30 protein-coding genes are annotated in these 22,822 nt (G+C 62.7%); 11 read left to right on the top strand and 19 right to left on the bottom strand.

What is annotated here, in order from left to right:
* The 10 genes from C443_RS07950 to dapA all read right to left on the bottom strand — a co-directional run bounded on the left by C443_RS07950 (window position 1) and on the right by dapA (window position 9,088).
* The gene (locus C443_RS07950; protein ID WP_005535400.1) at window positions 1-1,128 is read right to left on the bottom strand and encodes a M20 family metallopeptidase; all 1,128 of its coding nucleotides are present in this window, start codon (window positions 1,126-1,128) and stop codon (window positions 1-3) included.
* The gene (gene lysA, locus C443_RS07945) at window positions 1,128-2,363 is read right to left on the bottom strand and encodes a diaminopimelate decarboxylase (RefSeq protein WP_005535399.1); all 1,236 of its coding nucleotides are present in this window, start codon (window positions 2,361-2,363) and stop codon (window positions 1,128-1,130) included. Before lysA ends, C443_RS07950 begins: the two co-directional genes overlap by 1 nt.
* Window positions 2,364-2,567: 204 nt before the next feature.
* Complete coding sequence (locus tag C443_RS07940; RefSeq protein ID WP_005535398.1) at window positions 2,568-3,047, bottom strand: Tfx family DNA-binding protein; 480 nt, start codon at window positions 3,045-3,047, stop codon at window positions 2,568-2,570.
* Window positions 3,048-3,165: 118 nt separating this feature from the next.
* Window positions 3,166-3,537, bottom strand: a complete 372-nt coding sequence (locus C443_RS07935) for a hypothetical protein (protein ID WP_005535397.1) — start codon at window positions 3,535-3,537, stop codon at window positions 3,166-3,168.
* A gap of 1 nt (window position 3,538) precedes the next feature.
* Window positions 3,539-5,065 (bottom strand): aldehyde dehydrogenase family protein, encoded by a 1,527-nt coding sequence (locus tag C443_RS07930; RefSeq protein ID WP_005535396.1) that lies wholly within the window; start codon window positions 5,063-5,065, stop codon window positions 3,539-3,541.
* Between the two features lie 286 nt (window positions 5,066-5,351).
* Complete coding sequence (locus C443_RS07925; protein WP_049943962.1) at window positions 5,352-5,879, bottom strand: hypothetical protein; 528 nt, start codon at window positions 5,877-5,879, stop codon at window positions 5,352-5,354.
* Between the two features lie 216 nt (window positions 5,880-6,095).
* Entirely contained in the window at window positions 6,096-6,926 is an 831-nt protein-coding gene (locus C443_RS07920) for a 2,3,4,5-tetrahydropyridine-2,6-dicarboxylate N-succinyltransferase (RefSeq protein WP_005535392.1), read from the bottom strand.
* A gap of 263 nt (window positions 6,927-7,189) precedes the next feature.
* Complete coding sequence (locus C443_RS22115) at window positions 7,190-7,321, bottom strand: hypothetical protein (RefSeq protein WP_268237849.1); 132 nt, start codon at window positions 7,319-7,321, stop codon at window positions 7,190-7,192.
* A gap of 100 nt (window positions 7,322-7,421) precedes the next feature.
* Complete coding sequence (dapB, locus tag C443_RS07915) at window positions 7,422-8,171, bottom strand: 4-hydroxy-tetrahydrodipicolinate reductase (RefSeq protein WP_005535390.1); 750 nt, start codon at window positions 8,169-8,171, stop codon at window positions 7,422-7,424.
* The gene (gene dapA, locus C443_RS07910) at window positions 8,168-9,088 is read right to left on the bottom strand and encodes a 4-hydroxy-tetrahydrodipicolinate synthase (protein ID WP_005535388.1); all 921 of its coding nucleotides are present in this window, start codon (window positions 9,086-9,088) and stop codon (window positions 8,168-8,170) included. The genes dapB and dapA overlap by 4 nt, the downstream gene beginning before the upstream one ends.
* Before the next feature lie 519 nt (window positions 9,089-9,607).
* Here dapA and C443_RS07905 point away from each other — a divergent pair.
* The 3 genes from C443_RS07905 to C443_RS07895 all read left to right on the top strand — a co-directional run bounded on the left by C443_RS07905 (window position 9,608) and on the right by C443_RS07895 (window position 11,857).
* Entirely contained in the window at window positions 9,608-10,471 is an 864-nt protein-coding gene (locus tag C443_RS07905; RefSeq protein ID WP_152423028.1) for an Ig-like domain-containing protein, read from the top strand.
* A complete protein-coding gene (locus C443_RS07900) occupies window positions 10,471-11,112 on the top strand; it encodes a PH domain-containing protein (RefSeq protein ID WP_005535384.1) in 642 nt (213 codons plus the stop codon). The genes C443_RS07905 and C443_RS07900 overlap by 1 nt, the downstream gene beginning before the upstream one ends.
* A gap of 247 nt (window positions 11,113-11,359) precedes the next feature.
* Window positions 11,360-11,857, top strand: coding sequence for a LabA-like NYN domain-containing protein (locus C443_RS07895; RefSeq protein ID WP_004516675.1), 498 nt, complete (start codon window positions 11,360-11,362; stop codon window positions 11,855-11,857).
* Between the two features lie 133 nt (window positions 11,858-11,990).
* Here C443_RS07895 and C443_RS07890 read toward each other — a convergent pair whose 3' ends face one another.
* Window positions 11,991-12,173 carry a hypothetical protein gene (locus C443_RS07890; protein ID WP_005535379.1) on the bottom strand — a complete coding sequence of 61 codons (183 nt, stop codon included), beginning with the start codon at window positions 12,171-12,173 and terminating at the stop codon, window positions 11,991-11,993.
* A 588-nt stretch (window positions 12,174-12,761) separates the two neighbouring features.
* On the opposite strand from C443_RS07890, the gene C443_RS07885 reads away from it, so the two are divergent.
* Together C443_RS07885 and C443_RS07880 are read left to right on the top strand one after the other, a co-directional pair.
* A complete protein-coding gene (locus tag C443_RS07885) occupies window positions 12,762-13,229 on the top strand; it encodes a PUA domain-containing protein (RefSeq protein WP_005535377.1) in 468 nt (155 codons plus the stop codon).
* A gap of 119 nt (window positions 13,230-13,348) precedes the next feature.
* Window positions 13,349-13,834, top strand: coding sequence for a hypothetical protein (locus C443_RS07880; RefSeq protein WP_005535375.1), 486 nt, complete (start codon window positions 13,349-13,351; stop codon window positions 13,832-13,834).
* Here C443_RS07880 and C443_RS07875 read toward each other — a convergent pair whose 3' ends face one another.
* Entirely contained in the window at window positions 13,835-14,785 is a 951-nt protein-coding gene (locus tag C443_RS07875) for an AEC family transporter (RefSeq protein ID WP_005535373.1), read from the bottom strand.
* A gap of 146 nt (window positions 14,786-14,931) precedes the next feature.
* Between C443_RS07875 and C443_RS07870 the strand changes: the two genes are divergently transcribed.
* The 4 genes from C443_RS07870 (at window position 14,932) to C443_RS07855 (ending at window position 16,713) form a co-directional block, all read left to right on the top strand.
* A complete protein-coding gene (locus C443_RS07870) occupies window positions 14,932-15,321 on the top strand; it encodes a nascent polypeptide-associated complex protein (protein ID WP_005535371.1) in 390 nt (129 codons plus the stop codon).
* 1 nt (window position 15,322) lies between these two features.
* Entirely contained in the window at window positions 15,323-16,045 is a 723-nt protein-coding gene (locus C443_RS07865) for a methyltransferase domain-containing protein (protein ID WP_005535369.1), read from the top strand.
* A gap of 75 nt (window positions 16,046-16,120) precedes the next feature.
* Window positions 16,121-16,330, top strand: coding sequence for a hypothetical protein (locus C443_RS07860; RefSeq protein WP_004962941.1), 210 nt, complete (start codon window positions 16,121-16,123; stop codon window positions 16,328-16,330).
* Between the two features lie 2 nt (window positions 16,331-16,332).
* Window positions 16,333-16,713: a hypothetical protein gene (locus tag C443_RS07855; RefSeq protein ID WP_005535367.1), complete on the top strand. Its 381-nt coding sequence runs from the start codon at window positions 16,333-16,335 to the stop codon at window positions 16,711-16,713.
* Here the strand turns inward: C443_RS07855 and C443_RS07850 are convergent.
* The 3 genes from C443_RS07850 to C443_RS07840 all read right to left on the bottom strand — a co-directional run bounded on the left by C443_RS07850 (window position 16,694) and on the right by C443_RS07840 (window position 18,853).
* Window positions 16,694-17,305 carry a hypothetical protein gene (locus C443_RS07850; RefSeq protein ID WP_005535366.1) on the bottom strand — a complete coding sequence of 204 codons (612 nt, stop codon included), beginning with the start codon at window positions 17,303-17,305 and terminating at the stop codon, window positions 16,694-16,696. The genes C443_RS07855 and C443_RS07850 overlap by 20 nt on opposite strands.
* A 9-nt stretch (window positions 17,306-17,314) precedes the next feature.
* Window positions 17,315-17,641, bottom strand: coding sequence for a transcription factor S (locus C443_RS07845; RefSeq protein ID WP_005535365.1), 327 nt, complete (start codon window positions 17,639-17,641; stop codon window positions 17,315-17,317).
* 120 nt (window positions 17,642-17,761) lie between these two features.
* A complete protein-coding gene (locus C443_RS07840) occupies window positions 17,762-18,853 on the bottom strand; it encodes a DUF7139 domain-containing protein (RefSeq protein ID WP_005535364.1) in 1,092 nt (363 codons plus the stop codon).
* Window positions 18,854-18,986: 133 nt separating this feature from the next.
* Here C443_RS07840 and C443_RS07835 point away from each other — a divergent pair, with 133 nt between their 5' ends.
* Window positions 18,987-19,274 (top strand): DUF5789 family protein, encoded by a 288-nt coding sequence (locus C443_RS07835; protein WP_005535363.1) that lies wholly within the window; start codon window positions 18,987-18,989, stop codon window positions 19,272-19,274.
* Window positions 19,275-19,434: 160 nt separating this feature from the next.
* A complete protein-coding gene (locus C443_RS07830; protein WP_005535362.1) occupies window positions 19,435-19,635 on the top strand; it encodes a hypothetical protein in 201 nt (66 codons plus the stop codon).
* A gap of 98 nt (window positions 19,636-19,733) precedes the next feature.
* Here C443_RS07830 and C443_RS21655 read toward each other — a convergent pair whose 3' ends face one another.
* From C443_RS21655 to C443_RS07820, 4 genes are all read right to left on the bottom strand, one after another.
* Window positions 19,734-19,898, bottom strand: a complete 165-nt coding sequence (locus C443_RS21655) for a hypothetical protein (protein WP_005535361.1) — start codon at window positions 19,896-19,898, stop codon at window positions 19,734-19,736.
* 89 nt (window positions 19,899-19,987) lie between these two features.
* Window positions 19,988-20,158, bottom strand: a complete 171-nt coding sequence (locus tag C443_RS21650; protein ID WP_005535360.1) for a hypothetical protein — start codon at window positions 20,156-20,158, stop codon at window positions 19,988-19,990.
* 74 nt (window positions 20,159-20,232) lie between these two features.
* Entirely contained in the window at window positions 20,233-21,003 is a 771-nt protein-coding gene (locus C443_RS07825) for a creatininase family protein (RefSeq protein ID WP_005535358.1), read from the bottom strand.
* A gap of 79 nt (window positions 21,004-21,082) precedes the next feature.
* Complete coding sequence (locus C443_RS07820; RefSeq protein WP_005535356.1) at window positions 21,083-22,780, bottom strand: glycoside hydrolase family 13 protein; 1,698 nt, start codon at window positions 22,778-22,780, stop codon at window positions 21,083-21,085.
* Window positions 22,781-22,822 lie beyond the last annotated feature (42 nt).

Here is a 22,822-nt window from a genome sequence, read left to right as displayed (position 1 = left end):
TCAGACCAGTCGTTCAACCGTCTCCCGAACGGCACGCGCGGCGGTTCGAACTTCAGAAAGGCGGACATACTCGCGTTTCGAGTGCGCGACAGCACCCATTTCGTCGCTCAGAACACCGGGGCCGAACACCACAGTCGGCCCGTTGGTCGCGAAATACGAGGCTTCCGTTGCGGCCCCGAACTGCCGGACCGCGCCACCGCTAGCTTCCTGCAGTGTGCGAACCAGTTCCGCGTCAGTGTCGGTCGCAAACGCCTCGGGAAACGGCGTATCCGGGCGGATGAGGTCCACGGTGAGGCCCATCGATTCCGGGAGCCACTGTTCAAGATGGGCCTGCAGGTCCGCACAGAATGACTCGCTGGTCTCCGGCGGGACGCTCCGCCGGTCGAACGTGATAGTGCATTCGGCTGGGACCTGATTGGTCGCCTCGCCGCCCTCCACCATCGACGGGGTGAGAATGGGGTAACCAAGCGTTTCGTGTTCGCCCGGCCCTTTCTTTTCCTCGTAACTCTCCATCGCCTGCAGTATCGGCGCGGCGGCCCGAATCGCGTTGTGGCCGCTGCCGGGGTCGGCGGCGTGGGCACTCTCGCCGTGGATGGTGACCGTTCCCTCGAACTGGCCGCGGGCGGCCGTACACACATCGAGGCCAGTCGGCTCGCCGACGATGTAGCCGTCGGCGTCGATGGTGTCCGCGAAGTGTGCGCCACCGGTCTGTGTCGTCTCCTCGTCAGTAGAAATCGCCAGTGTGACCTGTCCGTCGTCGGGCGTCACGGCGAGGAACGCATCGAGGAGCGCCGCGAGCGGCCCTTTCGCGTCGCAGGCCCCGCGGCCACAGATGATGTCGCCGTCTCCGCTGCCGCCGGTCCCGTCGACTGTCTCGTCCGGCCCCGGCGGCTCCGTCCGCCGCTCGTAGGGCAGGTGTGGCGGGACGGTGTCGATGTGCGTGTTGAGGAGTATATGCGTTCCGTCGGGGTCTCCCCGAGAGGCGATCACGTTCCCGAGGTCGTCGACCTCCGGGTACTCGCCGGCATCTTCGAGTGTGTCGACCAGCAGCCCCCGCATGTCGTCGACGCACTCTTCTGACTGCGTTTCGATGGCTCGCCGGTGGAACGAGGGGATGTCGAACGCCATTACTGCTCCATGCGGGTCACATCTGCCAGCGTCTCGCGCTCCCTGACGACTCGCGTCTCGCCGCCCTCGAAAGCGATTTCGGCAGGGCGGGGCTGGGAGTGGAACTGGTTCGCCAGTTCGTAGCCGTACGCGCCGGCGTTGCCGATAGCGAGCAGGTCGGTCCGCTCGGGTCGGGCGATGGGTCGGTCGGTACAGAACACGTCGGCGCTCGTACAGCAGGGACCGCCCACGGACACCGGTTCGGCTTCCCGTTCCGGCGCGGTGACGTTCCGGATCGGATGGTAGGAGCCGAACATCGCCGGTCGGATTAGTGTCGCCAGCGAGGCGTCGACGCCGACTACTGTCGCCGCCGGCGTCTCTTTGACCGTGTTGACCTCCGTGAGGATGCACTCGGCGTCGGCGACGACGTACCGGCCGGGTTCGAGTTTGACCTGTGCATCGAGGTCCCCGACCGCCTCGCGGACCTTCTCGCCGACGATCTCCATGTCTAGTGGCTCGACATCTTCCCGGTACGGCACGCCGAAGCCGCCGCCGAAGTCGACGAAGTCCAACTTCGCGCCGTCGGCTATGACCTCCCGGCCCATGTCGGCGACCTTCCCGATAGCCCGACAGTGGTCGTCTAAGTCGTCGTGGAGGACGCCGCTGCCGGCGTGAGCGTGCAGGCCGACCAGCTCGAACCGCTCGCGCACGTCCGCGGCGACCTCGGGCACCTCGTCGTAGGGGATGCCGAACTTGGCGTCTTTCCCCGTCGCTACTTTCTCGTGGTGTCCCGTTCCGATGCCGGGGTTGATGCGGATGGCGACCCGGCCGTCGTAGCCGCGCTCTTCTAGACGGTCGAAGGTGTCCCGCGCACCCGCAGTAATCGTCAGGCCGGGATTCTCGGCGGCCAGCTCGACGGCGTAATCGAGGTCGTGATCCGGCGGATTGACGGCCGTGTACTGCAGCGTGTTCGGGTCCGCGCCGGCGTCGATGGCCCGCTGGAGTTCTCCCCAGGCGGCACACTCGATGTCAGTGCCCGTCTCAAGCAGTTTCGAGAGGACAGCCTGACCGGTGTGGGCCTTCGCAGCGTACATGACGTGGGCGTCGGGAAACGCCGCGGCGAACCGTTCGTAGTTCTTGGCGACGCGGTCGAGGTCGACGACGTACAGCGGCGTGCCGTGCTCGGCAGCCATCGCCTCCAGACGCTCGTGGTTCCAGTCCGCGAGGCGGCGGACCGGCGGCGAGTCGTGGCTCATTGGGGAAACCACGGTGTCGGCGGCTAACAAGGGTTCCGTTTCGATACACACAGCACCCCAACCGGGCATCGCCGCTATCGGGTGACGCTGGCTGGGGACGGCGCTGCACGCAACAACCGTCTGTCGGCGTGCGAGGCCACACCGGTATGTGAGCTGTGCCTGTCAGTTCGAGTCAGGGGTACTGTCGTTAGATGGTCTTCCCAGTCACTCTGAGTGTTCTGCCGACTGCTCTCGAACGTGTACGACACCGTCGTTTGTCACATCGATGCGGAGTGGCACCTGCACCATGTCCTGCTGAATCGCACCATCGACGGAGTCATCGATGAGTTGCAACAGATTCGAGGAACCGTAATTGACCTCCACACCGGCTTCGTCACACGCAGCGTACACCGTCTGTGGAATATCGTAGATATCGGTCCCGGCCTCGATGTCAACACGAACAGGGGCTGTGAGGGTGTTCGCAAAGGCGACCGTCTGGCGTGCCTTTTCGACGTTCTCTCGCGCATTCCGCTCTATGCTCGAAATATTCGCGCGTGACGTGCCGAGCAACTCCCCGATATCGCTCTGACGGACATCGTTTTCGCGGAGCGCCAGCACTTCCGCTTGACGACGCGTTAGCACGCTCTCGTCCGCATCAAAACCGACACCAGCGAGCAGTTCGTCCGGGTCGATTCGCTCATCCATAGCCACAGGTCTGCGGCTGGAGTGAAAACAACGTTGTTGCCGGCCGCGGGCCGGCAGCCCTGATTTGTACTATGGGAGGTGGACCGACCCTGAGCGACAGGGCTGCTCACTGCCGAGTTCACTGTTCGGTAATGGAGATAGTGCTTGGCGACTGCCAGCGGGTCACGTCGCCGCTGGGGTGGCGTGCCATGACAATCGATTCAGCGTCGTGTGCCCGGGCAAACCGCTTTACGATGGCCGTGTCGGCGAAGTCATCCGGGGCATCGATGTACACACGTCTGGTCAGCCCGTCCGTGTGCAGTGACACCCAGCCGGCCAACGCCAGTTCGGTTTTGGGGTCCAGTGTCCCCTCATCAGCGTCAGGCACCACCGCCCGGCACAGCCGCTCGTGCATCCCTGATGGAACGACGTATTTCGTCCCGTCGGGGGCGATGGACACGTTGGCGGCTTCGATCTGCCCGGGTGGGACTTGCGGGAACGGAACCGTCACATCAGTCGAGCGAGATATTCACTGTCTTCGTTTGTGTGTAGTGGTCGATAGTTTCCTCGCCGATCTCTCGCCCGATTCCCGACTGTTTGTATCCGCCGAACGGCTGGCCTGCCGGGAAGTCGTTGTAGGTGTTGACCCAGATGTTCCCCGCTTCGATGTCTTTTGCACACTGGTGCGCCTTCGAGAGGTCTTCTGTGAGGATGCCTGCCGCGAGCCCGTAGTCGACATCGTTGGCCAGCCGGATCATGTCGTCGTAGTCGCTCCAGCTGAACACTTCCTGAACCGGGCCGAATATCTCTTCTTGGACCGCTTTGCTGTCGTGGTCAATCTCGTCGATGAGCGTCGGCGCGACGAAGCACCCATCCGAGAGGGCTTCGTCGTCCGGCTGACTCCCCCCGGTGACGAAGGCCGCCCCTTCCTGTTCTGCCTCCTCAATGTATCCCAGCGTCCGCTCGACCTGCTCCGCGGTTACTTTCGGGCCAAGATCTGTCGATTCCAGCAGTGGGTCGTCCACAGTCAGGTCTTCTGCTGCGGTCGCGAGCTCGTCCAGGAACTCGTCTTTGATGTCTTCATGGACGAACAACCGTGACCCGGCACAGCAGCACTCGCCGGTGTTGAAGAAGATCGACGTAATCGTCGTCTCGACGGCCTGTTCTAGGTCTGCGTCGGGGAACACGACGAGCGGGCTCTTTCCGCCCAGTTCCAGCGTCACGTCGGTGATGTGTTCGGCGGCGCTTTGCATCACCTTGCTCCCGATCTCTGTCGACCCGGTGAACGCTAGCTTCCGGATATCCGGATGTTTCGAGAGGGGTTCACCCGCATCCGGACCGAACCCGGTGACGACGTTGACGACGCCGCCAGGAATCACGTCTTCCGTGATCTCCATCAGTTTGAGAACACTCAGTGGCGTCTCCTCGGCGGGCTTCAGTACGACAGTGTTCCCAGCCGACAGCGCCGGGGCGAGCTTCCAAGCCGCCATCAGCAGCGGGAAGTTCCACGGGATTATCTGTCCAACAACCCCGTACGGCTCTCGGAGTGTCTGGACGTGTCGGCTGTCGTCAGTCTCGATGGTTCGTCCCTCGCCCGATCGAGCGAGACCTGCGAAGTACCGGAAGTGGTCGATAACGAGATCGATATCGATCCGCGCCTCGGTAATCGGTTTCCCGTTATCTAAACTTTCGAGCTTCGCGAACTTCTCGCTTCGCTCCGCAATGGCGTCTGCGATACCGTCCAGCATCGTCTGGCGTTCGCTCGTGGACATCTCGCTATACGTCTCGTCGTACGCGTCCCACGCGGCCGCAACTGCCCTGTCGATGTCCTCGGCGGTGCCGGCTTGCACCTCCGCAAGTGTTTCACCGGTTGTCGGGTCTATCGTTTCGAACGTCTCCCCGGCGCTGCTCTGGACCCATTCTCCACCGATGTACAGTTCCCGCCGATCCGGCAGCACTTCGTTTGCCGCCTGTTCGTGCCGCTTCTTTATCGCTGACTTCCGCTCTGTGGCGCTCTGACCTTTGCTGTCACTAGACATATCTACGGCCGGTATTTGCTACTATTAATACTTAAAGTTGTGCGGTGATGTAGCCAGTAGCAATTACACACGTCTAAATTCCGGAACAGATGAAACCAATATAGGTTTCGTGCTGGCTACACCAGCACGATGGTCGCAATGACACACCACTGGAGGCCGTTACCTCGCTTGCCACGCCACTCTCTGAGTGCGTTCTCTCACTCCGTCACTTCCGGCGTCCCTTCTTGCCGTCGGTGGCGACGACACCGCCGCGACGTGAATGCCGACTGACCGGAGGCGACGACCGTCACGCCTCGCTCGCCACGCTGTCGGGAGTTCTGTAGCCCCTGGCTGCGGCGTAGGTCCAGCCGAGGAGCAGGCCGTACACGAGGTGGGCAACGCCCACTGATGCCACGACGAGGGCGCTCCCGAGCATGCCCGGCAGCGGGACTAGCGGTTCGGGGAACGACTGGACCCCCAACGCGCTCATCGAAACCGGGAGCAAGAACCCTGTCGAGAGCAGGCCGATGGCGGCCGCGAAGACCACGCCACCCGCGACGCTCTCCCCGACGGACTCGATCTGGCCATGAAACACCGACCGGGAGACGACGAACGCGAACAGCAGGCCGGCGAGGACGCTGTTCAGCAGGTGGACCACCCACCCGCCGAGGACGGACGGCCAGCCGTACAGTGCCCCGATGAACGGCATGAGGTTCGCGCCGGCGTGGAACACGACGCCCATCCCGACGCCGGCGACTAGCCCACTCGCACCGCCAGCGACCCATCTGTACCTCGTCACCGCCGAGACGCGAGAGACGGTATGTCCCTGGCTCATGCGACAAAATTTGTGGTATGGTAACAAATATATAGACGATCGTTCACGCCGCGGTAACGAGTGCTTGTTCGCACGACCATAGCAACACACCCGGAGACGATACGTTACAGCCCATGATATTTGCCTTGTCGAGCGCTGCGATTCGCGCGTCCCACTACTCCACGGCTCACGAGGTTCGCCGTTCCGCCGAGGTTCTTCGCTCCGCTCAGAACCTCGCTACTCCCGAAGCGCGTCTTCTCGCTCCGTCGCTTCCAGCGTCTCTTCCTCCACGTCAGTCGCCACGACGGCGGGCTTGTACGCCCCGCCGGGGATCAGGTCGTTCTCGCCGACCGAGGAGTCGACGAAGCGCTGGAACGCACGGCGCTCCGGCGGCAGTTCACCGTACAGCACCTCGTCCTCGACGAGGTCGTACACCGGAATCCGCGGCGTCAGGAGCGTGTTCTCGCCGACGATGGAACCCTCACCGACGACGAAGCCGCTGGTGACGCGACAGCCAGCGCCCAGCGACACCTCGTCTTCGACGATCACCGGCGCGTTCTCGACCGGTTCGAGGACGCCGCCGATGAGCGTGTTCGCGCCGAGTTTGACGTTCTCGCCGATCTGGGCGCAGGAGCCGACGGTGTCACAGGAGTCGACGAGCGTCCCGTCACCGACGTAGGCTCCGATGTTGACGAAAGAGGGCGACATCATGATGCAGTCCTCGCCGAGGTACGCGCCGCGGCGGATGGTGGTCCCGTCCGGGGTGTTGCGCGTTCCGCGCTCGCCGAGGTCCGCGGTCTCTCGGAGCGGGAGCACGTCGTGGTAGTCGACGCCGCCGTACTCGCGGGCGACGGTCTCGCGCAAGCCGAAGTTCAGCAGAATACCTTGCTTGACCCAGGCGTTCGCCTCCCACTCGCCGCCTGACTTCTCCGCGGCGCGGACCTCGCCGGCTTCCAGCGCTGCGAGGAACTCTGCAAGTACATCGAGATGGTCGTCTGTTGCGTCGGTCGCTGAGAGGCCGTCCTGTTTCCGCTGCCAGAGGTCGTCGATGTCCGCTTTGAGGCTCATGGGGTTCACTATTTCGCGGATGGTATTACTTGTCGGGGTTTCGACTCAGAGTGTCTACCAGCGGCGCGAACGTCCAACAATACAGCTACGCCGGTGGCGACAACCAGAAGTGGACGTTCGAGCAGCTGTAGCCTTCGTATCGCCGTCTCATCCGCATGAATCCCCACTGTTCCGGGTGATGTCTCAATGCAGTCGACCACAAGTACTGCGACCGAAACGGTTCGCAGTCAGACACCAGTGCTCCGGCGGCAGCTAGTACCGCTTCAGTCGGCCCCGTGACCGGGAATGTAGCCACACTCCGGACACATACTGATTCGCGGGGCCGTTGCTTCGAACGAGGTTGCACATCGGGGACAGTCGGACGCGGGGAGTCGGATGGATTGGTTCGTAGCCATACGAGATTATTGCAGAGAGCGACGTATAAGGGTAATTCTAATATTTATCGTAGTGTACTAGGCTGTATAATCGGGTATGGAGATCACAGCATCAACCGTGCTACGCGTCGACAACGTCGCCGAACTCGTACCAGCCGGCGTCACGGCCGACGAGCCACGCCGCCGCATCGAGTGCGCCGGCGGCGAACACGCCGCGGTCCTCGGCCCGGTGGGAGAGCGAGAGGACTTCGTCGTTGCCGGCCAGTACGAGTTCGTGCTCCCCACGAATATCGCCGGCCCGACGGGCGAACACACCGATTTCGTCGTCTTCACGCGGTGCGTGTCCCTCCCGACCGTACACCGGTTCCACGTCGCGCTCTTCCTGAATTACGTCGAGGATGCTGCTGGCAGTTCCCGACGGGGCGTCGACTTTGCGGTTGTGATGAGTCTCCATGAGTTCGAGGTCGTAGTCCTTGAGCGTCTCGACGGCCTCGCTGATGAGACGCTGGAGGACCTGAATCCCCTGTGAGAAATTCGTGGCCTTCAGGAGCGGAACCTCCTCGCTGGCGTCTTTCAAGCGACCCATCCCGTCCTCGTCGAAGCCGGTGGTTCCGACGACCATCGGGACGCCCACCTCGACGCAGGCCTCGGCGACGGTCAGCGCGCCTTCGGGGACAGCGAAGTCGACGACAACGTCCACGTCGTACTCCCGGAGCGCAGCGGCGGCCTCGGCGGGGTGGACGACCGGGACGCCGTCAACCGCATCCGTGTCGCTGGTCGCGAAGCCGACCACGACCTCGCTGTCGATGGCGGCCTCGATGACGGCCCCGCCCATCTGGCCGGTGACGCCGTTGACCGCCACTCGCGTCATCGCTCGGCCTCCGCGTACTCGTCTTCAAGGTCTTCGGTTTCGAGCGTGGCGAGCACGTCACGCAGGTGGTCGAGGTGTTCGTCCGAGAGGCGAGTGAGTGGGGAGCGGAGATACGCCGGGCCGTAGCCCCGGATCCGCATGGCCTCCTTGACCGGGATGGGGTTCGTCTCGACGAACATCGCACGGAACAGCGGGCCGAGTTCGTGATGAATTGCCCGCGCTCGCTCGAAGTCGCCGGACAGCGCCGCACCGACCATCGCACAGGTACGCTCCGGCTCGATGTTGGCCGAGACGGAGATACAGCCGGTCCCGCCGACCGACAGCACCGGCAGCGTCATCCCGTCGTCACCGGACAGCACCGCGAAGTCCTCGTCTCGCGTGCGTTCGATGATCTCGGAAATCTGGTTCATATCGCCGCTCGCGGCCTTGTAGGCCCGGATGTTCGGATGCGAGGCGAGTTCGACCGCCGTGTCCGGCTCGATGTTCTGCCCCGTCCGCGAGGGGACGTTGTAGACGATCTGTGGCAGGTCGACGGCGTCGGCCAGCGTCGTGTAGTGGTCGACGAACCCCTGCTGTTCGGGCTTGTTGTAGTACGGCGAGATGAGCAACAGGGCGTCAGCACCGGCCTCGGCAGAGCGCTGCGATAGCTCCAGCGCTTCCTTGGTGTTGTTCGACCCCGAGCCGGCGATGACCGGCACGTCGTCGACGGCGTCGATGACCGCCTCGACAACCTCGATGTGTTCGTCGTGGGAGAGCGTCGCCGACTCGCCGGTCGAGCCGACGGGAACGAGGCCGTCGACGCCAGCGGATTCGAGCCGTTGAGCGTCGTTTCTGAGTGTTTCGAAATCGATACTGCCGTCCTGGTGGAACGGCGTGCACATCGCCGGGAACACGCCGCGGAAGTCGATAGCTGTCATTGCTGAGTGTGGGGTGTCGCTGTGGGTTCGGTTGTTCGGTCGGAAACGGTGCGATAGCCGGCCGATACTACCGGCTGTTGTGTGTCAAACGACCTGACCCGAGACGGAGTCGCCACGTCCGCCACGAGCCGCTAAAACATCGGCTTGCGTTTCGCACGGACGACGCCCTCACCAGGGAGCCACGAGGCGGTTCCGGACTGACGGCGTCGTCGCATGGTCGAGTAACTGCGTGTGACCGACTTAGCTTTTGTGTTCTCGTTGCCGCCTTTCAGGGTGTGCTTGAGCGACTACTGGGGTCTCGAATACGTGTCGTTCTTTGGCTACGGTCAGACTGGGTGGTTTGGTAGCAAAACGGGGTGAGCCCAATATCAATATTGGATATCTCTAAGAAACCATTAAATAGCAAGCTTCGAACGCACTCATATGCCCAGCCGACGGAGGTTTTGTACACAAACTGCAGCAGCAGTTGGGGGCTGTTTACTGTCAGGGAGTGCGGTTGCGCAGACGGATTCGACAGCCGTGAGCGCTTCGGTGGTGGCGGAAACCGGAACTGCACTCACTGACAGTCACGTAGTCTTCGCTGATCGGGAAACGCACGAATGGTATCGCGCCGATATTGACGAGGATGGTAATTTCAGCGCGGATCTCCCGAGTAACACCGGGTACGATGTCATATTCTTCCATCAAAAGCAGGGTGACCTGATACGATCTGCGTTTGATGGAGTCCCCGTAATTGCCGACCTCGACCAGATCCGTGTCGAGAAGGAGCCGATGGAACTTGGCAACTACACTGTCCCAGAGGGGTTTGTGACGACGATTCAGGTTGTTGATTCTAATGGGAACCCACTGGAGAACGTCCCGCTGTCGTTCTACACGCAATACGGTGCTGGAACTGGTCCGCGCTCATTTACCACCAACGCAGATGGGTACGTCACGCACGCAGCGAGTTCGGAGGCGGGAATCGAACTGGCTGGGTCTATGACGATTCGTACGCATCCAGCGAGTGCCAACGGGGAACTGTTAGATACTATCTTCGTTGACGAAGAAAAGTCACTAACTGTCACCCTCCGGAATCCAGAAGAGTACAACGGCATTGTTGTGCACGACGACTCAGGTGACGTGACAGAGCCACCGCCAGAGACACAAACACCACCGGCGTCGGATTCAACAGCACAATCGATACGGACGAAACCTGAGCAAACAGCAGCACAGCAATCATCCAGCGAGTCCTCGACTGGCGATAATTCGAACGGTGTGCAGCGTGGGTTCTTTTCGAACGGTGCCAACGAGCCGGAAGCCCTCTCAGACCCGATGAATCTCACTGTCGGTGGCTTCTTGCTCTCTGTGGCTGGTATCGTGTTTCAGATGGTAGGTGGGAAATAATGGCTCGTGGGCTTCCCGCCGTCTGGAGCGTGATCTTCAGCGCCCCCTTCGTTCTCGGTGGCGCGCACATCTACATCGAGGACCCCAGCCCAACTGTCCCTGCGCAGGTCGGTCTGCCCATCATCGGCTTTGGGTTGTTCATCGTGATTCTCGGGCTCTACATTCACTTCGTGGCCTCACCTGACGAACCAACCATGGGTGAGAACGAACACGTAATCGATACGAGAATGCCGGCACAGCGGGCTGCTGTGGCGAAGACGGTGATCGGGTTTGCTGTCCTCCTCGTAGCAGGGTATTACCTGTTTTTCACTCTGCAGCCGTACGTGTATCCGACTGCGATGTTCATCGGTGGACTCTACCTGTTCTCCACAGGCCTGTTTACCTACTGGACGAACACGCTCACGACGTACTATGTCACAAATGAGCGGCTTATCAAGGAGTACCGGTTCATCTCGCTCGTCAGGCGTGAGCTGCCCTTCAAAAAGGTTCGTGGAGTCGAACAGCGGAAATCTATTTGGGAGGCGTTCGTCGGGCTCGGGAACGTCCGCGTTGCATCAGGTGGCGGTGGGTCGCTGGAAATTGTCGTGAGTAACATCTACGGATCGAGTTCGTTTGCCGATGAGATTCGACAAGCGTTGTAACGAGCTTTCCGCGCTATCGTTACAAGCTTGAAGATCCGTTTTAACGGTTCGAACTGAACTGATACACGGGCTCTTGAGAAGGCTGTAGATGACAGATCGAGCGGCGTCGTAACTACTGCCCTGTCCGGACCAGTTCGACCGACCGACAGCGCTGTTGTCTCCCTCAGTCGGGAGCTACAGTATCGTTACAGCCATGTTTCACGTTTGTATCCCGAAAGCATATTCGGGCCGATAGCCAATACCTGATATGACAGTTTCCCAGCCGGGACAGCGTGTGGCCGTACTGGCCGACGCGCAAAACCTCTATCACACTGCCCGGAGTCTTTACTCGCGGAACATCGACTACGAGGCACTACTCGAAGAGGCCGTTGACGGCCGTGAACTGACCCGGGCGATCGCCTACGTTATCCGAGCGGATTCGCCCGAAGAAGAGTCGTTTTTCGAAGCGCTTGTCGACATCGGCTTCGAGACGCGTATCAAGGACATCAAGACATTCCAGGATGGATCGAAGAAGGCCGACTGGGATGTCGGGATGAGCCTCGACGCGGTCTCGCTAGCGAATCACGTCGATACGGTAGTACTCTGTACCGGCGACGGGGACTTCGCCCGTGTGTGTCGGTATCTCCGCCACGAAGGCTGTCGCGTCGAAGCGATGGGCTTCGAGGAGTCGTCCTCCGAAGACCTCAAAGCAGCTGTTGACGGGTTTATCGACATGAGCGACGATTCCGACCGATTCCTGCTATAGCCGACCCAGTCTGTGGGCAGTCGCTCTGGCGCTGTCTCCACCACTGGTTCAACAAGTAACTGGAGTACTTCCTGCAGTTCAACGGACTCAGAGCTACTTATGCTTGGGTTTCGAAGGAAACGGTTCTCGGCGGTTAGACCGGGCGACCGTCTTCTGACGTTCCCACGAGGAGGGCTCCTGCGGCCAGCCCAAGTGCAGCCAGCGCTCCGGCAGCGGCCGGGATGCCGATGTCGATTGCCCCTGTACCAAGGATGAGCACGGTGCTGATCGCCAGCAGCGCAGCCCCCAGAACCACTTTTCGCGTGTCTGTAGCCATATCACCCCTCACTTGGAAGTCATCCGGTATAAATTTCCCCAAAATCGACGGAGGAAAGTATGGTACAAGACAGCAATGTCCACATCCCATCTGAGAGACGCCACCACTCCGGCCCGGCAGAACGGTATTTCCGGCCCACCTGCATAACTGAAGCAGCAAACACATCCCCTTGTAGCGCCCCCGACCAGTTGGGTCACAGAGACGGTATGTTGCCACGTGCTGAGGATGGTCGGTACACCCTCGCGCTCGTCACGGAACAGGCGCGAGACGAAGACCCACTGCAGTTCCAGGCGTCGTGGTCGGATCACTGACCACGGATCGGATACAGAGGCACGCGCCCCGTGTACTCGGGCCGGGGCAACTGATGGAGCGAACCAATGGCATTCCGGTTCGCGACTCCGTCACCGATAGGACCAGACCGTTGATTCGGAACGGATTAGGGGGAGTGGCATTCACTATTGCCACACGATTTCGGTCGGCCGTGGTTCGGGCAGCCACGGTCGGGCAACCATTTCATTTCGGACTGCGTCGAACAGTGGCACGAGCAGAACCGAAAGGCGGTTTATCACCCGGCATCGAACACGGGCAATGAGTGACGACGAGTTCCGCGGGCTCAGGCGCGCGGCCGACTACCAGTTCGGCGGTGGCGGCGGGACGGCGCTGTTCGCCGGCGCTGACGCCCTCGCCGTAACACACACTAGTTCCGGCCGGCCGCGACAGGTCCATGCATCGGATGGCCGCATCGCCACGTACGGTGACGACGGACGCTTCCGACTCGGACTCGCCGGCGGGAGCAGACTCCTCGATGCCTTCGACGGGCCGCGACACCGCGTGGTCGTTGGCGACGAGAGCGAGCCCTTCATCCGTGAGGGCCGCAACGCCTTCGCGAAGTTCGTGCAGTCCGCCGATAGCGCCCTCCGGCCGGGCGACGAAGCGCTCGTCGTCCACGAGGACGGCTATCTGCTCGCCGTCGGCCGTGCGGAGCTGCCCGGCAGCGGCATGGACGACTTCGAGACGGGGATGGCTGTGAAAGTCCGGCAGGGCGCAGAGGACTGAAGCGGAGTGGTGTCGTGACTTCCCGGTACGCGCCGGCCACCGGGGTGGCACTCTCCAGACCTGCTCGACACCACCTCGTATGACAGAAAGCATTTGCTACTCCCGTCGGGACGAGCGATATGCGCCGCCGCACGCTCCTCGCCGTGCTCGCGCTCTCTCCAGTCGCCGGCTGTGTTGCGCCCGGTGACGACACAGTGACGAACAGCTCAACGCCACCGGCAGCCACAGCGACGCCAACGAAACAGTCGACAGCACCGGTGAGCGAGACCCCACAGAATACGCCGACACCGACAGTAACGCCCGCCCCCGACGACCCGATCCTGTTTGTTGTCGACAACGACACGGACAGTGAGCAAACTGTCACACTCACCATCACACGGGACGAAACGACGGTTCTCGATGAGACGGAGACGCTGGCTGCTGGCGAGTCTGCCGAGTATGACCCGATGATCGGTACGACCGGCGAATACACGATTGCCGTCGAAGTTGTCGGCGGCCCAAGCCGAACTATTGAACGGACGATTGGTCGGTTCGCGGTTAGCAACGGCTCGAATTACTTTGTCGATATTACCGCCGACGAGATTAGGATATACTGGGAAGAGTAGTCACAGCACCAGTCCGGACTGCAGCACCCACACCAGCAGCGTGACCGTTACCGCACTTGCGATGGTCGTCAAAAACACCGTTGCGCTGACGAGTTCACCCGGCGACTGGTCTCCTGCCCCGTGGCTGAACGCGCCAACGAGGATAATTGTCGTCACGCCGGTCGGCGTCGCCAGCAACAGCACGACCACCCGCGCGACCGTCTGGTTCTGGAACCCGACCGCGAGGACCGCGGCGAACGCGAGCACCGGCGCGAGCAGGAGTTTCAATGCGCTGGCGATACCGACGGACCGGAGATCGCTGTCCCCGTCGACGTTCGATAGCTGGAGGCCCAGAATGAGCAACATTACTGGAATCGAGGCGTTGCCAAGCAGTTCCAGTGTCTGCATCACCGTCGACTCCGTCGGCGGCACCGCGCCGACCCATCGGAGTGCCAGCGCCACGACGACGGCATAGACGAGCGGGACCCCGAACACGCGACGCATGTCCGCGAGCGGGCTGCCGCCGCTGCCCCGGGCGGCGATGTAGATGCCGACGGTGTAGAGCAACACGCCCTGCAGTGCAGTCACGAGGACGGCCGTACTGCGCCCGGTCGCACCGAAGGCGAAATCCGCCAGCGGAATGCCGTAGTTCCCGGTGTTGGGGAAGATAGAGACGAGGACAAACGCGCCCAGAAGCGGTTCCGAGTGCCCTGTGAGGCGGCCGACGCCCTCCGCGAGGAGGAGCATCGCCGCGGTGAAAAGCACGACAGCGAGGACGACACTCAGGATCGTGTCGCCGGCCAGCGCCGACGTGGCAAGGCTGTGGACCACCAGCGCCGGCGCGAGGACGTACACCGTGATGGTGTTGAGCGCGTCGGGGTCAGTGCCTTTCACCCGGCCGAGCACAAAGCCGGCCGCAGCGACGGCGACAACCGGGAGGATCGCCGTGGCAAAGATAGACAGCAGTGACACGGCGGGGATGGACGGGCGAGCCTTAGAATCGTTACGAAGCCGTGGGAGTGTGCCGGTTTCGTCCGGTCGGCGAGCCTGTCCCGCGACGAACGCCGGTCCAGGTCCGGGTCGCTACGCTTTTCTGCCCTGCCCCGCCAGTCCTACGTATGTTTGGCGGAGGCGGCGGGATGAACCCGCGCAAGATGAAGCAGATGATGGAACAGATGGGCATCGACATGGAAGACATCGATGCGCAGGAAGTAATTATCCGCACCCCGGACGAGGAACTCGTCTTCGACGACGCGGAGGTCCAGCTCATGGAAGCGCAGGGCCAGAAAACGTATCAGGTCGTCGGCGAGCCCGAGAGCCGCGAGCTCGACTCCGGTGAGGGCTCGGCCGCGGCCGACGAGGCTGACGAAAGCAGCAGCGATCCCGGCGTCGACGAGGACGACGTCGAACTCGTCGCCATGCGGGCCGGCGTCGACGAAGACACCGCGCGAGAGGCGCTCGAAGCCAACGACGGCGACCTCGCGGACGCGGTCGACGAACTGGAGTAACGTGGCGTACCTCTTCGTCCACGAAGACCGCGAGTACCTGCTGGACCCCGGCGAGCGGTTCGAATCCGACCTCGGCATTCTGGAAGTGCCCGAGGACGTGGAACCGGGCGATGTCGTCGAGACGCATCTGGGGACTGGTTTCACCGTCCGCCGACTGCGCGGCCCGGACCTGTTCACCCATCTCGAACGCACTGGCGCGCCGATGATGCCCCGCGACGTGGGGCTAGTCGTCGGCAAGACCGGCGTGGCAGCGGCAGATCGCGTTCTTGATGCCGGCACCGGGACCGGCATCCTCAGCGCGTACATGGGTCGCATCGGCGCTGATGTGGTGACCTACGAGCAAGACCCCGAGTTCGCCGAGGTCGCGCGCCAGAACATGGAGATCGCCGGCGTCGCGGATACCGTCGAGGTCCGGACCGGCGACATCACCGACGACCTCGACGACCTCTCGGGCTTTGACGTGCTGACACTCGACACCGAAGACGCACCGACCGTCGTCGAGCGAACACCCACGCTGCTGGAACGCGGCGGGTCGCTGGCGGTGTACTCCCCGTTCGTGGAGAACACGCGCGAGGTCGTCGCAACGGCCACCGAGGTCGGCCTCGGCGGCGTCGAAACGCTTGACACCATCCAGCGGGAGATGGACTTCGACGACCGCGGCTCCCGCCCATCGACCGGTGGCGTCGGTCACACCGGATACCTGACATTCGCGCGGCGGCCCTGACGGCCTCCGTCGGTCTGCTCACCCCCTGTTGTTGGGGTCGACTTTAAACATGTAGGAGTGCGTATGGTATACTGCATGAGCGAATCAGAGACGCCGATGGAGACGACAACCTGGCCAGACCTCGCAATCGGGCTTTACGACCGCCTGACCGGACGCAATGCGGAAATCACGTACGACTTCGACGATATGGAAGTCGATGTCCCGAGCAAGGCCGGCGAAGACGCCGAGCACGCTCGCTGGCGGGTCGACGGCACGCTGACTATCACGACACGCGATAACGACTGACAGTGGTCACCACGACGAAGGCGGTCGGCGATCTGTTCGACCTGATCGAGCGAAAGCCGGACCTCCTCGTCGACGCCGACCTGACCGTCGAGCGGGACGGGGTCGCGTTCACCGTCAGGGGATACGACGACCTCGTCGCCGTCGACCTGCCGTCGTTCGGGGCGGCGTTCGCCCTCTTTCGGGACCGACCGGTCGAGGGAGCCGACGCCGCCGTGGCACTCGCGGCTGCCGGGCTGACAGCCGAAATCCGCGTTCGCGGAGCGCCCGTCGCTCGCCTCGGTGCGGATGCAGTGCCGAGTCCGCTCGCGAAGCGACTCGGTTTCGGGCCGATCCAACTGTTCCTCGACGGCGTACTGCTGGCGATTACGCCACGGCGCGGATGAGAGCAAGCAGTTCGGTCCGATAGTCCGACGGTGTCCGCCGGAGCGGCTCGGGCGGGTTTTCCACGTTCAGAAGTGTCGCCAGCGATCGGTCGGGATACGCGCCGGCGGCGATGCGGAAGCCGTCGCCGTGCCAGACGCCAACCCAGCCGGTAATCGACAGCGTCGCATCGACCGGTTCGAGGTCGAGTTCGGCGCTGTAGGTCCGGAGCCGCGCTCGGTCGCCGCTGTCGACGCGGACTCGTTCCTGCCGCCCGCGCTCGATGGATTCGAACCCTCTATCGGCCAGTTCGTCGGCGAAGGCCGACTGGGCCTCTGAGCGGACCGTCGGGAGAATCATCGCCGGGCCGATACCCGGCGCGAGCGACGGGGTAAACGACAGTGCAGTCGCGAAGAAGAACCGCCACTGGTGGTCGAGCCCGACCGCATCTCGGACGGCCTCGCGTGTCTCGGCGGCGTCGTACACCTTCGTCGCCCCCTCGACACGGGCCGTCGGCAACTCGAAGACGGTTTCGACGCTCTCGTCGACAAGCTCCCAGCCGCCGTCGCGCAGCCGGTCCGCGGGCACGTCCGGGAACGCGGGGTCAGCGGGCACGGTCCGGCCTCAGTGATCGTCCTCTCGCCACTTGTGTTCGCACTCGGTGCAGGTGAAAAAGCGCGTCTCGGACTCGTCGGCCGCGCGGATCTGTTTCATCTCGTAGAAGGCCCGCTCGTTGCCACACTCTGGACAGCGTGCACCCGTCGTCGGCCCCATGTCCTCGGCGTCGACCTCGGAGGTATCGACGACTTCCGACTCCTCTTGGCCCTGCGTGGTGACGGCCATCTCCTGTTCGGTCTCGGCGTTTCGAGCCTTTTCGTAGCCGCAACTACCACAGACCCAGCGCTCATCGTCCGTTTTCATCATCGAACCGCATTCGTCGCAAAACTCCATTGTAGTACCACCGTTTGCTTGCCGACCGTGTTAAATACCCGGTTTCGCCCAGCCCGTTCTGCCGGCATCCATCGCTGTGCAGTGCGGAACGAACAGCAAAATCGGAGTGTCTCGACAGTATCAGTCGTTGCGAACCCACGCCGAACAGGGTTCCATATCGTCCATGACCTCGCCGTGGAAGGAACAGTACGGCTCGATGTCGCCGTCCTGCATCACGTATTCGAAATGCCGGCAGTTCCCGCAGTAGGTGTCCGGTTCGCCCTGGTGGACCGCCGTCTCTGTGATCGCGTCGCGCTCCGTCGTTGCCGTGCCGCCGTCGGTCGACGTCGACGCTTCCGGGCCGGCCTCAGCTATTCTCGGGTCGAGCGCGTTCTCGGAGGGGCCGGTCTGATCCGCTCTACTCGACGCGGTGTTTTGCTGACCGATGCTCGAACGACTGTTCACCTGCCGGCTCGACTGTCGCTCTGTCGCTGTACCGCTATCCGACCGTGGCGAGGACCGCGTACTGCGGTCAGACTGCGTGCTGCCGGTCGGCTGCCGGCGGCTGTTGGCCGCGCGCGTGTCGCCCGAATGCTGTCCGGTCCCGCCATCGCTGACAGCGCCCTCGTCGGTCGCACTCGCTCGATTCGTCTGTGTCTCGACTGTGCCGTCCGGGTCCTGTCCGAAAAACCCGATGCCGCCCAGCCCCGGCAGCGACCGGGCTTCCTCGACGAGGCGAATCGTCCCTTCCTCGGTAACTTCCATGCGTGCCGTCCCGCCGGGGTCGTTTCGCGTCTTGAACGTCGCAAGCGATGCAAACAGGCACCAGAACGTCGTCACGATACCAGCGAAGTAGACGGCACCGGTGAGAAGTGCCAGTAATGGGTCGCTGCTGGTCCAGCTGTAGGGATACAGCGATAGGAACAGCACGACGCCGACCGCCGCGACGCCTGTCCCGCCAAGAGCAGTCAACCGGATCCGACGACTGGCCGGAAACACCGCGAACACGCCGAGAATAACCGATGGCAGCCCGAGGCCAGCGATGCCGCCGGCGATTCGTCTGGCTGCGTAGGCGTCCAGCCCGTATCTGCTTCCGATGCTGGTCGTTGCGAGCGCGATTGCCCCGACGAGTCCGGCAACACCAACGAGAAACAGGGTTGTCCCGACGAGCTGCTGGCGGCGCGATGCGACGCGCCCAACATCCCCTTCGTACACGTCGGTGAGACTAGTCATGCAGTACACTACTGCTACATCGGATAAAACTACCCGTCAGACAGATGCATGACGCGGGCACGCGCGTACGCAGTTCCGCAGATACGCGAGCCGTTCCGAAAGCACTAATCGGACCCACGGGCACTGTTCGGATATGAGCGACGACGAAAGCGAGGACGCGGAGGAGCCGGCTGTCGAACTCGGCGACGGACCCGACGTTGCCGGTGCGCCGCTTTCCCGCGTTTCGGCCCGGCTTACCTGGGGCATCGAACACAGCACTATCGTCGACCGCGAGGGAGACACGACGATCCGGACGCCGGACGGTCCGCAGGAACTCGCAGCGGTGCTTGAGGACGTCGACGTGCCGTACTTCGCCGACCGTCAGGAGTTCGAGAACGCGGTCCGAGACGTCATCGGGACTGGCCCCGTCCCGACCGAGTAGGCTGGGCAGCGGCCTCGTGTCTGGCCAAGCATCGCCACACTAGCTGGCCTAGCAGCGGTCCATTTGACGACATAGCCCGTACGGCACCTGCTGTCCACGGGGCAATCCGCTATCGTGTTTGAACCGCAGGGTTTGATACCGTTTGCCGCGGAGACAGCGTGTGTTCCGTAGTGGTGGGCTGTCCTGGAAAGAGCGAACCGCATTCGCTGTCTGGGGAGTCGGGGTAATCGTCGTTCTCCGAACTCTGTACGATGTATTCGGCGTAGAGGGGCGCGAGTTAGCTATCGTGGCCGTCGTCTTGTTCTTTGGCTCGTTCTACGGCGTGTTCATGCCAGTCTGGCGACGGCTCACTGCGGAGTGAAGCACAAGAAGCAACGACTGAGCGGTCACAGCGGCGTCATCGGTCCGACGCAGTACGGTTCGTTATCGTCGCTCCACAACACAACAGCTTGCGATCAGTTACCGCATGTTTTCGAGCGCATACACCGTATCGGAGATAATCCACTCCGTCTCACAGTCAGCGTGCTCGATACTGAGCGCGTTGAAGGTCTCTCGTCCGTCATCGACCGTTATTTCGAACGCTCGGCTACGAAGCGACTCGGGATGGGGACTCGGTGGGGACACACATCCTCCTCGTAGGGTGGGACCGATAAACGAGTCGATTCACGGCGAGAGGGCCGTAACACGCCGATTGGCCGCCGTCTGGCGATTGGTCAGGATTCGGGTCGGTCGCTCGCTTCGGCCCTGCCGCGGCGCTTCCCGAACAGGTACGCGGCGACGATGAGTGCGAGGGGAACGACGAGGAAGAGACCCATCATGATGAGGAGGACGACCAGTTCGACAACTCCGGGCATACCCGGAAACAGGAGGAGGAGGAGGACCATACGCTCTGTACACCAGCCCGTCGCAAAAATCCACCTGCAACGTGACGCCGGGACCTGCTCCCATGGTGTCCGGCTTAGACGTGTGGCTCCGGCAGCAGGTCCTCAAACGCCTGCGAGTCCAGCCACTCACAGAGCCTGACGAGCTGTTCGGTCGCGGCCTCGAACATTTCCGCGCCCTTCTCGGCCGTGGCGTCGGTCTGGTCGCCCAAGACGCCGTTGTCGGTGTTATCAGCGGCGTCGTAGAATGTCCGCGAGCCGTACTTCTTTGTCTCCGCCGCCTCGACGCTCGGAATCCCGCCGTCCCGTGCGTCTTCGAGGCGGTCGTCGTGCACCAGTTCGGAGCGAAGGTGTTGGATCATGGCCGTCTCCTTCGGCCCGCCGTGTGGCCCGTTCTGCTCGAACAGGTCGTCCACGAGGTCCGGGATACTCTCGTCCCACATCCACTCGATGGCGTACAGTACCTCGTCGTCCCGGAGCCGCCGGCCGACTTCCCGGAGGTGTTCGACGTTCCCGCCGTGGGCGTTCACGTAGATCACGCGGTCGATTCCGTGATACGCAAGGTTCCGGGTGAACGATTCGACGTAGTCACGAAACACCGGCGCGTCGACCCACATCGTCCCGTTGAACTGCCTGTGATGCGGGCTCACGCCGACGTTGATTGTCGGGGTACAGAGATAGCCAGTCCTTTCGGCGGCTTCCCGGGCGAAGGCCTCCCCGATGAGGTGGTCCGTCGCCAGCGGGAGATGCGGTCCGTGTTGTTCGGTCGACCCGAGCGGCACGAGCGCGAGCGACTCCGTCTCGAAATAGTCGCCGAGATCCGGCCAAGTCTCGTCGGCAAGATACATACCACGTGCTGGTGACGGACGCGTCTTGAATCTGTGCCTCGCGACGACCCTTGCGATGAGATGTCACGGTGCGAACGCCTCAGTCGAATAGCTCGTAGACCCGAGCCTCGTACGGTGCGAGCGTCACTGTTCCCGGGTCCACGTCGTCGCGGTTGTAATTCCCCCCTAGCAGCGTCGCATCGGCGTACTCGACCGGGAGCTCGACGGTCTCGGTCCCATCGTCGAAGTGCAGGGCGACGAGGACTCGCTCGGTTCCCGCGTCTGTCGACAGCGCCCGTGTGAACGCGAAGACGGTCTCGTGGTCGGGGAGTAAGTCAGTGTAGTCCCCGTACACCAGCACGTCTTTGTCGGCGCGTAACTGGATGAGTCGTCGGTAGTAGTTGTAGACGGAGTCCGGATCGGCTTGCTGGTCGGCAGCGTTGATCTCCCTGTAGTTCGGGTTGACCTGAATCCAGGGCGTGCCGTCGGTGAAGCCGGCGTTTTCCGAATCGTCCCACTGCATCGGTGTCCGGGCGTTGTCACGGGTCCGGTAGCCGACGACGTCTTTCACGTCATCGTAGTCGTCGAAGCCCTCCCGGTCGAGTAACTCCCGCGCGTGGTTGATGGCGTCCACGTCGCGGAGGTCGTCCATCGTCTCCCAGTCGGCGTTCGTCATCCCGAGCTCCTGCCCCTGATAGATGTAGGGTGTGCCACGGAGTGTGAGGACGAACGTCCCGAGCAGCGTCGCGGATTCCCGGCGATAGTTCTCGGGGCCGCCGTAGCGGGAGACGCTCCGTGGCTGGTCGTGGTTCTCCCAGTACAGTGTGTTCCAGCCGTCCGCCGCCAGCCCGTCCTGCCAGCGGTCGATGATACGCTTTAGCTCCGGCAGGCTCCAGTCGCCGACCGACCACCGCTCGCCGTCAGCGTAATCGAGCTTCGTGTGCTGGAAGTGAAACGCCATGTCCAGCGGGCCGTCCGCGCCGGCGTACTCGCGAGCCGACTCGACGGTGAGCTGTGGCATCTCCCCGACAGTCATCACGTCGTAGTTCGACAGCACCTGCTCGTCCATCGCGTCGAGATACGACAGCATCTCCGGCCCGTCGATGAAATGCTCGGACCCGACCCACTCGCTATCCGGGTCGCCGTCGGGCAGTCCCTCGACTTTCGACAGGAGATTGATGACGTCCATCCGGAAGCCGTCGATGCCCTTCTTCAGCCACCATTCGATGGTGTCGAAGACATCCTGCCGGACGGCGTCGTTGCGCCAGTTCAGGTCCGGCTGTGAGGTGTCGTACAGGTGGAGGAAGAACTCGCCGCGCTCCTCGTCGTACTCCCAGGCGGACCCCCCGAAGAAGGACTCCCAGTTGTTGGGCGGCACTGGCTCGCCGTCCTCATCTGTCCCGCCCTCTCGCCAGATGTAATAGTCCTCGTACTCCGGGTCGCGCTGGCGGGATTTTCGAAACCACTCGTGCTGGTCCGACGTGTGATTGACGACGAGGTCCATGACGAGCCGCATATCCCGGTCGTGGACTTCCGCGAGCAGCGTTTCCCAGTCGGCCATCGTCCCGAAGTCGTCGTAGATGGCCTGATAATCACTGATGTCGTAGCCGTTGTCCTTCTGGGGGGAATCATAGACTGGATTGAGCCAGATGACGTCGACGCCGAGGTCGGCGACGTAATCCAGGCGCTCGATGATGCCCTGTAGATCGCCCACGCCATCACCGTCGCTGTCGTTGAAACTTCGGGGATAGATCTGGTAGACGACTGCTTCCTTCCACCAGTCGCGCTCTGCGGTCATACACAGGGGTAGCCTGAGGGTTTCCTTAAAGCCACGGATTAA

The sequence above is a fragment of the Haloarcula argentinensis DSM 12282 genome (assembly GCA_000336895.1).
Classification (GTDB): domain Archaea; phylum Halobacteriota; class Halobacteria; order Halobacteriales; family Haloarculaceae; genus Haloarcula; species Haloarcula argentinensis.
This window is presented reverse-complemented; position numbering and strand designations above follow the sequence as displayed.

Coding starts and splice junctions, on each gene's coding strand:
- C443_RS07950 (WP_005535400.1), bottom strand. CDS start 1,128: ATGGCGTTCGACATCCCCTCGTTCCACCGGCGAGCCATCGAAACGCAG.
- lysA (WP_005535399.1), bottom strand. CDS start 2,363: ATGAGCCACGACTCGCCGCCGGTCCGCCGCCTCGCGGACTGGAACCAC.
- C443_RS07940 (WP_005535398.1), bottom strand. CDS start 3,047: ATGGATGAGCGAATCGACCCGGACGAACTGCTCGCTGGTGTCGGTTTT.
- C443_RS07930 (WP_005535396.1), bottom strand. CDS start 5,065: ATGTCTAGTGACAGCAAAGGTCAGAGCGCCACAGAGCGGAAGTCAGCG.
- C443_RS07925 (WP_049943962.1), bottom strand. CDS start 5,879: ATGAGCCAGGGACATACCGTCTCTCGCGTCTCGGCGGTGACGAGGTAC.
- C443_RS07920 (WP_005535392.1), bottom strand. CDS start 6,926: ATGAGCCTCAAAGCGGACATCGACGACCTCTGGCAGCGGAAACAGGAC.
- C443_RS22115 (WP_268237849.1), bottom strand. CDS start 7,321: ATGGCTACGAACCAATCCATCCGACTCCCCGCGTCCGACTGTCCCCGA.
- dapB (WP_005535390.1), bottom strand. CDS start 8,171: ATGACGCGAGTGGCGGTCAACGGCGTCACCGGCCAGATGGGCGGGGCC.
- dapA (WP_005535388.1), bottom strand. CDS start 9,088: ATGACAGCTATCGACTTCCGCGGCGTGTTCCCGGCGATGTGCACGCCG.
- C443_RS07900 (WP_005535384.1), top strand. CDS start 10,471: ATGGCTCGTGGGCTTCCCGCCGTCTGGAGCGTGATCTTCAGCGCCCCC.
- C443_RS07895 (WP_004516675.1), top strand. CDS start 11,360: ATGACAGTTTCCCAGCCGGGACAGCGTGTGGCCGTACTGGCCGACGCG.
- C443_RS07890 (WP_005535379.1), bottom strand. CDS start 12,173: ATGGCTACAGACACGCGAAAAGTGGTTCTGGGGGCTGCGCTGCTGGCG.
- C443_RS07885 (WP_005535377.1), top strand. CDS start 12,762: ATGAGTGACGACGAGTTCCGCGGGCTCAGGCGCGCGGCCGACTACCAG.
- C443_RS07880 (WP_005535375.1), top strand. CDS start 13,349: ATGCGCCGCCGCACGCTCCTCGCCGTGCTCGCGCTCTCTCCAGTCGCC.
- C443_RS07870 (WP_005535371.1), top strand. CDS start 14,932: ATGTTTGGCGGAGGCGGCGGGATGAACCCGCGCAAGATGAAGCAGATG.
- C443_RS07860 (WP_004962941.1), top strand. CDS start 16,121: ATGAGCGAATCAGAGACGCCGATGGAGACGACAACCTGGCCAGACCTC.
- C443_RS07845 (WP_005535365.1), bottom strand. CDS start 17,641: ATGGAGTTTTGCGACGAATGCGGTTCGATGATGAAAACGGACGATGAG.
- C443_RS07840 (WP_005535364.1), bottom strand. CDS start 18,853: ATGACTAGTCTCACCGACGTGTACGAAGGGGATGTTGGGCGCGTCGCA.
- C443_RS07835 (WP_005535363.1), top strand. CDS start 18,987: ATGAGCGACGACGAAAGCGAGGACGCGGAGGAGCCGGCTGTCGAACTC.
- C443_RS21650 (WP_005535360.1), bottom strand. CDS start 20,158: ATGGTCCTCCTCCTCCTCCTGTTTCCGGGTATGCCCGGAGTTGTCGAA.
- C443_RS07825 (WP_005535358.1), bottom strand. CDS start 21,003: ATGTATCTTGCCGACGAGACTTGGCCGGATCTCGGCGACTATTTCGAG.
- C443_RS07820 (WP_005535356.1), bottom strand. CDS start 22,780: ATGACCGCAGAGCGCGACTGGTGGAAGGAAGCAGTCGTCTACCAGATC.